Genomic DNA, 7577 nt, shown 5'->3' with positions numbered 1-7577 from the left:
CCGCCCGCCTCGCCCCCCGAGCCGGAGGACGACCTGTTCGCCCCGGCCGAGCCGGCCCTGCGCCCGAGCCTCGACGCCGAGCCCGCAAAGGCGGCCCCGGAGCCTGCGGCCCGCGAGGTGGTCGGCCGCTATGCGTCGGGCGGCAACACCTACGTGATGTACGCCGACGGCGCGATCGAAGCCGACACCCCGCAGGGCCGCTTCACCTTCGCCTCCCTCGACGAGCTGAAGGCCTTCGTCGAAGCCGGCGGCGAAGGCGGCAACCGCGGCGCGGCCTGAGGTAGGTCGCGGGCCACCCTCCCCCGCAGAGGAGGGAGGAAAGGGTGGCGACTGCGCCTACGCGATGCGTGAACCCGTAGTTCCGGCCGCAAGAGGGCGTCGAGCGGCTCAGCCCGGCGGGTCGAGACCGGGGTTGCGGACGGGGAGGGGGGCCAGCATCGTCAGGGCGAAGCCGTCCGGGGCGTAGAGGGTCTCGACCTCGGCTTGGACCTGCGTGGTGAGCACCCGCTGCAGCAGGCGCGAGCCGAAACCCTGGCGGCGGGGCGGCTCCACCGGCGGGCCGCCGCTTTCGCGCCAGGCGAAATGCAGCATCCCGGCGGAGCCGCCCGACAGGATGGTCCAGGCGACCGAGATCCGCCCGCGGCGGTTGGAAAGTGCGCCGTACTTCGCCGCGTTGGTTGTGAGCTCGTGGATCGCCATGCCGATCGGCACCGCGATCTCAGAGGGCAGCGCCGTGTCCGGCCCGTCCAGCGTGATGCGGCCGTCCAAGGCGCCGTCCCCCTCGCCGGCCTCGCCCTCCCGCGTCTGCGCCTCGGCGTAGGGGCGCAGCTCGCTGAGCAGCAGCGTGCGCAGGTCCGCGGTCTGCCAGGTCGCCTCGGTAAGTACCGAATGGGTGTGGGCGAGCGACTTGATGCGGCCGACGAAGGCTTCGTAGAAGCTGTCGATGCTCGACGCCGTCCGCGCGGTCGAGCCGACGATCGCCTGCACCGTGGCCAGGGTGTTCTTCACCCGGTGGTGCAGCTCGCGGATCAGCAGCGCCTGGCGCTCCTCGGCGAGCCGCTGGTCGGTGACGTCGGCGACGAGGCCGATCAACCGCCGCGGCAGCCGGTTCGGGGCGTCGCGCTCGAAGCGGCCGGCGAGGTCGATAGTGCGCCACGCGCCGTCGCTGCGGCGGCGGATGCGGCCGGTGGTGTGCAGGATCGCGTCGTCGCGCAGGGCCTGCGAGATCGCCAGCCGCACGCTCGCCCGGTCGTCCGGGTGCAGCGTGTCGCGCAAGAACTCGGATTTGCCGATGGTGCCGTCCTCGGGCGCGTGCCCGAAGATCTCGAACATCCGCTCGTTCTCCCAGATCGCGTGGTCCTCGAGCATGTGCCACTCGAAGATCCCAAGCCTGGCGACCGTGGTTGCGACCCGCAGGCGCTGGTCGCGGGCGACCAGGCCGTCGCGCGCCTCGACCCGCGTGGTCACGTCCTGCACCACGCCGACCATGCCGGTGCGGCGCCCGTCGGCGGCGTGGACCGGGCGGCCGCGCACGGCGAGGACGACCTCGCGCCCATCCGCCTCCCGCGTCAGGCGGGTCTCGAAGCGGTAGGCGCCGTCGCGCGCCATCGCGTCCCGGACCACGGCCTGGAGGCGTTCGGGCTCGCCGGCAGAGAGGCCGGCGCGCAGGATGTCCCAGGTCACGGAGTCGCCGGGGGGATGGCCGAGGATCTGCGCGGCACGGCGCGACAGCACGAGGCGCCCGGTGGCCTGCTCCCAGCGCCATTCGCCGAGACCCGCGGCGGCGAGGTCCTGGCGGTTCTCCTCGGAGCGCGCCGCCTCGTCGGCGTCGACGGCCTCGACCACGAGAACCGTGCCGCCGGCGCCGGAGCGGCGCACCCGCACCTCCACCGAGCCGCCGCCGGCATGGAGCCAGGGATGGATGCCATCGGCGATCCGGCCGCCGCCGACGAGGTCGGAGGCCGGCTTTCCCGACAGCGCACCAGGGGCGTGGCCGAGCAGGGCGCAGAGTGCGGGGTTGGCCTCAAGGATCTGCGCGCCGTCCTCGGACAGCACGGCGAGCCCGATGGCCGCCGCCTCGAAGGCTGCGTGGCGCGGGTCGGCCGCCGGGCCGTGCAAGCCGCCTACCGGGCCGTGCAAGCCGCCTACTGGGCCGTGATCGTCCCTGTCGGTCACACCGTCCCCTCGAACGCGCGGTCGCGCCGTCTCGAAAAGCGTCGCCCCGGTGGGCACGCCCGTTGGGCGCCCCGGCTGGGCGGGAGCAAGATGGGGCCGGCGCCCAGCCGGGGCAAGCCGTCGGGCGCCCTCTGCGGCTTCGACAACAGCTTAGTTTGCCCGCCGCCCCGATTTTACCTTACGCGATGCGCTCGAATTCCAGGTAGGTCGGGCGGCGCCCGGCCGCGATCGCCTTGGCCTCGTAGCGGGTACCGGGCCAGCCGGAATAGGGCTGCGTCCAGTCGGCGGCCTTGCGCGCCGTCCAGCGCAACGCGGGGCAGCGGGCGGTGCGCACCAGGGTCCAGCCGACGTAGTCGTCGATGTCGCTGGCGAAGCGGAACAGGCCGCCGGGACGCAGCACGCGGGCGATCTCGGCGAGCGATTCGTCCGAGACGAACCGGCGCTTGCGCTGGCGTCGCTTGGGCCAGGGATCGGGATAGAGCAGGTAGACCCGCGCGAGGCAGGCATCCGGCAGGGCCGCGAGCAGCGGCGACACGTCCTCGTCGCGGATGCGGACGTTGCGCAAGCCGCGCTCGTCGACGGCGCGCAGCAGCTTCGCGACGCCGTTGACGAAGGGCTCGGCGCCGACGATGCCGATGTCGGAATGGGCTTCGGCCTGAGCCGCCAGGTGCTCGCCTCCGCCGAACCCGATTTCGAGCCAGACCTCGGACGGACCGTCTGCGATGCCGGGAAACAGCGTCGCCGGATCGAGGCGGCCCTCGGCGGGCGGCGCGACGCGCAGGCGCGGCAGCAGCTCGGCAAGGCGCTGCTCCTGCAGCCCGCGCAGGCGCTTACCCTTGCGGCGGCCGAAGAAGGCCCGCTCGGGGGCGTCGGCCGGGGGGCTGGTTTCGGTCACGGCCGGGCTCGGGTGTTCGAAGAAGACGCGACGCGCTTTCCCTCCCCCGCAGAGGGGGAGGGAAGACCCGCGCGGTGGAAGCCTTACGCCAGGGCCGACTTCAGCTTCTCGGCGAGGTCCGTGCGCTCCCAGGAGAAGCCGCCGTCGGCATCCGGCGCGCGGCCGAAATGGCCGTAGGCCGAGGTGCGGGCGTAGATCGGCTTGTTCAGGCCGAGCGCAAGGCGGATGCCGCGGGGCGAGAGGTCGAGGGCGTCCATCAGCACGCCCTCCAGCTTGGCCTCGTCGACCTTGCCGGTGCCGTGCAGGTCCACGTAGATCGAGAGCGGCTTGGCTACGCCGATGGCGTAGGCGAGCTGGATCGTGGCGCGCGAGGCGAGGCCCGCCGCGACGACGTTCTTGGCGAGATACCGCGCCGCGTAGGCCGCCGAGCGATCGACCTTGGTCGGGTCCTTGCCCGAGAACGCGCCGCCGCCGTGAGGCGCCGCGCCGCCGTAGGTGTCGACGATGATCTTGCGGCCGGTGAGGCCGGCATCGCCGTCCGGGCCGCCAATGACGAACTTGCCGGTCGGGTTCACGTGCCAGACCGTGCCCTCGTTGATCCAACCCTCGGGCAAAGCCGCGCGGATGTAGGGCTCTACGATGGCGCGCACGTCGGCCGAATCGAGCGACTCGTCGAGGTGCTGGGTCGAGAGCACGATCTGCGTTGCCTCGACGGGGCGGCCGTTGGCGTAGCGCACCGTGACCTGGCTCTTGGCGTCGGGCCCGAGCTTGGCCGCGTCCCCCTGCTTCGCCTTGCGGGCGTCGGCGAGGTCCTTGAGGATCTTGTGGGCGTAGAAGATCGGGGCCGGCATCAACTCCGGGGTCTCGTCGGCGGCGTAGCCGAACATGATCCCCTGGTCGCCCGCGCCCTCGTCCTTGTTGCCGGCCGCGTCCACGCCCTGGGCGATGTCGGCCGACTGGGCGTGCAGGTAGATCTGCACCTCGTTGTTCTTCCAGTGGAACCCGGCCTGCTCGTAGCCGATGTCCTTCACCGCCTCGCGGGAGAGTTCTTCCAGGTCCTTGAAGGTCACCGAGTCGGGGCCGCGGACCTCGCCGGCGATCACGACGCGGTTGGTCGTGGTCAGCGTCTCGACGCCGAGGCGGGCTTCGGGCATCGCGGCGATATAGGCATCCACCACGGTGTCGGAGATCCGGTCGCTCACCTTGTCGGGGTGGCCCTCGGAGACGGACTCGCTGGTGAAGAGGAAGTCTGAACGCGGCATCGTCGGGGCACCCCGGTTGGCGGGTGCGCCTTCCTGAAATCGCGGCGCTTGACCCGGTCGTGAGGGCCAGAGTTCTGGCACCGGCTTCCCCCAGGGTCAAGGTGGAATGCCGAACGGATCCGCTATACCGCACGAAGCGGACGCTAGATCGGTACAGTGGTGCGCCGAAGCGGGATCGACGGCGTCAGCCGCTCAGCTTGCGCTCGAGGGTCTGGACCGCGGCGGCGAAGTCGCGGCGCGTGTCGGCTGAGCAGTTCTCGGCGACGTGGCGGGCGACCATCTCGGCCACGCTCTGCCAGCCGCCCTCGAGCGGGCGCTGCGGCGCGTCGGCGAAGCCCTCGACGGCGTGGTCCTCGTCGCGGGGCATGCCGCTGAAGAAGTGGTCGAGGGGCACGCCGGTCATGCGCGAGAAGATGTCGAGATGGATCGCGCTGATGCGATTGGTACCCTTCTCGTACTTCTGCAGCTGGGCCGCCGACATGCCGAAGCTCTGGGCGACGCGGCGCTGGGTCAGCGACGCCTTGCGCCGCTGCTCCGCGATGCGCTGCCCGACATAAACGTCCCGTTGATCCGTCTTCTGTCCAGCCATCACTCGTCTCGCGTGCGCGCCCCCAAGGGCCCGGAACATCGGTCGTCCACGACCTCGCCATGCCTAAGCTTAACCGCCCCCGCAGGTCTTGTCACCTTCGTAACCGGTTGGATATCCAGAGGTATCCCCCCGCGGCCCGGTCTTCGGCCGCCCGCGTCCGCGAGCCTGGACCGTACTGGTAAAAATTTCGTTGCCGTAGCAACGGTTTCGCTCGAGCAGGCGTGTGCACGGCGCCGTCAGCCATTGCCCCGCGGCCGCCCGCTCGTCGCCCGGCGCAGGGCCTCGGCAAGCGCGCCGCCCGGCTCGTACGCCGGCGCGGCGGGCCGCGGCGCGGATTCGCGCGCCGGCCTACCTTGCTCTCGGCGCCCCTGCTCCTGGCGCGCCGGTTCCTGTCGCGCCGGTTCCTGTCGCGTCTGCCGCTGGCCGTCGTCCGAGCGCATGCTGAGGGCGATGCGCTTGCGGGCCGGGTCGACCTCCACGACGCGGACCTGCACCACGTCGCCGGGCTTCACCACCTCGCGCGGGTCCTTCACGAAGCGGTCGGCCAGCACGGAGATGTGAACCAGCCCGTCCTGATGCACGCCGACGTCGACGAAGGCGCCGAACGCGGCGACGTTGGTGACGACGCCTTCGAGCCGCATCCCGGGCTTCAGGTCCGAGATCTTTTCGACGCCGTCCTGGAAGGTCGCGGTGCGGAAGGCCGGACGCGGGTCGCGGCCGGGCTTCTCCAGCTCGGCGATGATGTCGGCGACGGTCGGCAGGCCGAAGGTCGCGTCCACGAACTTCTGCGGGTTCAGCGCCTTGAGCGCCGCGCCGTTGCCGATCAGCGCTTTAATCGGCTGGCCGGTGGCGGCCAAAATCTTCTTCACCAGCGGGTAGGCCTCCGGGTGCACGCCCGAGGCGTCGAGCGGGTCGCTGCCGTCGCGGATGCGCAGGAACCCGGCGGCGAGCTCGTAGGCCTTGGGGCCGAGGCCCACGACCTTCCGCAACGCGGCGCGCGAGCGGAACGGGCCGTTCGCGTCGCGATGCACGACGATGTTGGCGGCCACCCGCTCCGACAGCCCGGAAACGCGGGCGAGCAGCGGCGCGGAGGCCACGTTCACGTCGACGCCGACGCCGTTGACGCAATCCTCCACCACCGCATCGAGCGAGCGCGACAGCTTCCCCTCCGCGAGGTCGTGCTGGTACTGCCCGACGCCGATCGCCTTCGGCTCGATCTTCACCAGCTCGGCCAGCGGGTCCTGCAGCCGCCGCGCGATCGAGACCGCGCCGCGCAGGGTCACGTCGAGGCCCGGCAGCTCGGCGGAGGCGTAGGCCGAGGCCGAGTAGACCGAGGCGCCGGCCTCAGAGACCATCACCTTAGTCAGCTTCAGCTCCGGGTGCCGGGCCAGGAGCTCGGCCGCCAGCTTGTCGGTCTCGCGCGAGGCGGTGCCGTTGCCGATGGCGATCAGCTCGACCGCGTGGGCGCGGCAGAGCTTGGCCAGCGTCGCCAGCGCACCGGTCCAGTCGCGCCGCGGCTCGTGCGGGAAGACCGCGTCGGTGGCGACGACCTTGCCGGTGGCGTCGACCACCGCGACCTTCACGCCGCTGCGGAAGCCCGGATCGAGCCCAAGCGTCGGCCGCGCCCCGGCGGGCGCCGCGAGCAGCAGGTCGCGCAGGTTGCCGGCGAAGACCTGCACGGCGCCGGCCTCGGCCACCGCCCAGAGCCGGGCGCGGAGATCCGTGTCGATCGCCGGCTTCAGCTTCGTCCGCCAGGTCTTCCGCACCGTCTCGGCGAGGTAGCGGTCGCCGGGCCGCCCGCGATCCGCGATGCCGAAGGTCTTGGCGATCCGGGCCTCCTGCCAGGCCGGCTGGCCCGGGGGCGGCGTCTCGGCATCCGTGAGGTCGAGGTCGAGCACCTCCTCCTTCTCGCCGCGGAACAGCGCCAGGATGCGGTGCGAGGGCAGGCGGGTCAGCGGCTCCTCGAAGGAAAAGTAGTCGGCAAACTTCTGGCCGGCCTCGGCTTTGCCCTTGCGGACCGAGGCGTGCATCCGCCCGCGCCGCCAGCCATCCTCGCGCAAGCTACCGACGAGTTCGGCGTCCTCGCCGAGGCGCTCGATCAGGATCGCGCGTGCGCCCTCCAGCGTGGCGTCGGCATCGGGGAACCCGTCCTTGCCGGCAAACGCCTTCGCGGCCTGAACGGGGTCCCGCTCCGGCTGCGCGAGCAAGGCCTCGGCGAGCGGACCGAGCCCGGCCTCGCGAGCGATCTGAGCCTTGGTCCGGCGCTTGACCTTGAACGGCGCGTAGAGGTCTTCCAGCCGCGCCTTGGTCTCGGCCGTGGCGATCTTCTGCGCGAGCGCGGCATCGAGCTTGCCGAGGCCCTGGATCGCATCGCGGATGGCGCCGCGGCGCTCTTCCAGGTCGCGCAGGTAGGCCAAGCGCTCCTCCAGGGTGCGCAGCTGCGCGTCGTCGAGCCCGCCGGTCGCCTCCTTGCGGTAGCGGGCGACGAACGGCACCGTGGCGCCCCCGTCGAGCAGGTCCACCGCCGCCCGCACCTGCGCCTCGGCGACGCCGAGCTCGGTGGCGATGCGCTGCGTGATGCCGATCATCCGGTCCGTGTCCTCGATGGCTGCGGGGCGCGGTGTCTAACCCGGATGGGGGAGGGGAGCCAGACGGG

5 protein-coding genes and 1 pseudogene are annotated in these 7577 nt (G+C 72.1%); 1 reads left to right on the top strand and 5 read right to left on the bottom strand.

Translation table 11 applies throughout. The features are described 5' to 3' along the window. Positions 1 to 279: pseudogene (locus FV229_RS23530) on the top strand (hypothetical protein); the annotation flags it as partial. 108 nt (positions 280 to 387) lie between these two features. On the opposite strand, the gene FV229_RS23525 reads toward FV229_RS23530, so the two are convergent. From FV229_RS23525 to FV229_RS23505, 5 genes are all read right to left on the bottom strand, one after another. Then, a complete protein-coding gene (locus tag FV229_RS23525; protein ID WP_246688313.1) occupies positions 388 to 2118 on the bottom strand; it encodes an HWE histidine kinase domain-containing protein in 1731 nt (576 codons plus the stop codon). Between the two features lie 235 nt (positions 2119 to 2353). Beyond that, the gene (locus FV229_RS23520) at positions 2354 to 3070 is read right to left on the bottom strand and encodes a tRNA (guanine(46)-N(7))-methyltransferase TrmB (RefSeq protein WP_147754274.1); all 717 of its coding nucleotides are present in this window, start codon (positions 3068 to 3070) and stop codon (positions 2354 to 2356) included. An 83-nt stretch (positions 3071 to 3153) separates the two neighbouring features. After that, positions 3154 to 4332, bottom strand: a complete 1179-nt coding sequence (gene metK / locus FV229_RS23515; protein WP_147754273.1) for a methionine adenosyltransferase — start codon at positions 4330 to 4332, stop codon at positions 3154 to 3156. A 184-nt stretch (positions 4333 to 4516) separates the two neighbouring features. Further along, positions 4517 to 4921, bottom strand: a complete 405-nt coding sequence (locus FV229_RS23510; RefSeq protein ID WP_147754272.1) for a helix-turn-helix transcriptional regulator — start codon at positions 4919 to 4921, stop codon at positions 4517 to 4519. A gap of 236 nt (positions 4922 to 5157) precedes the next feature. Beyond that, the gene (locus tag FV229_RS23505) at positions 5158 to 7509 is read right to left on the bottom strand and encodes a Tex family protein (protein ID WP_147754271.1); all 2352 of its coding nucleotides are present in this window, start codon (positions 7507 to 7509) and stop codon (positions 5158 to 5160) included. Positions 7510 to 7577 lie beyond the last annotated feature (68 nt).

Source organism: Methylobacterium sp. WL120, assembly GCF_008039465.1.
In the GTDB taxonomy this organism is placed as follows: domain Bacteria; phylum Pseudomonadota; class Alphaproteobacteria; order Rhizobiales; family Beijerinckiaceae; genus Methylobacterium; species Methylobacterium cerastii.
This window is presented reverse-complemented; position numbering and strand designations above follow the sequence as displayed.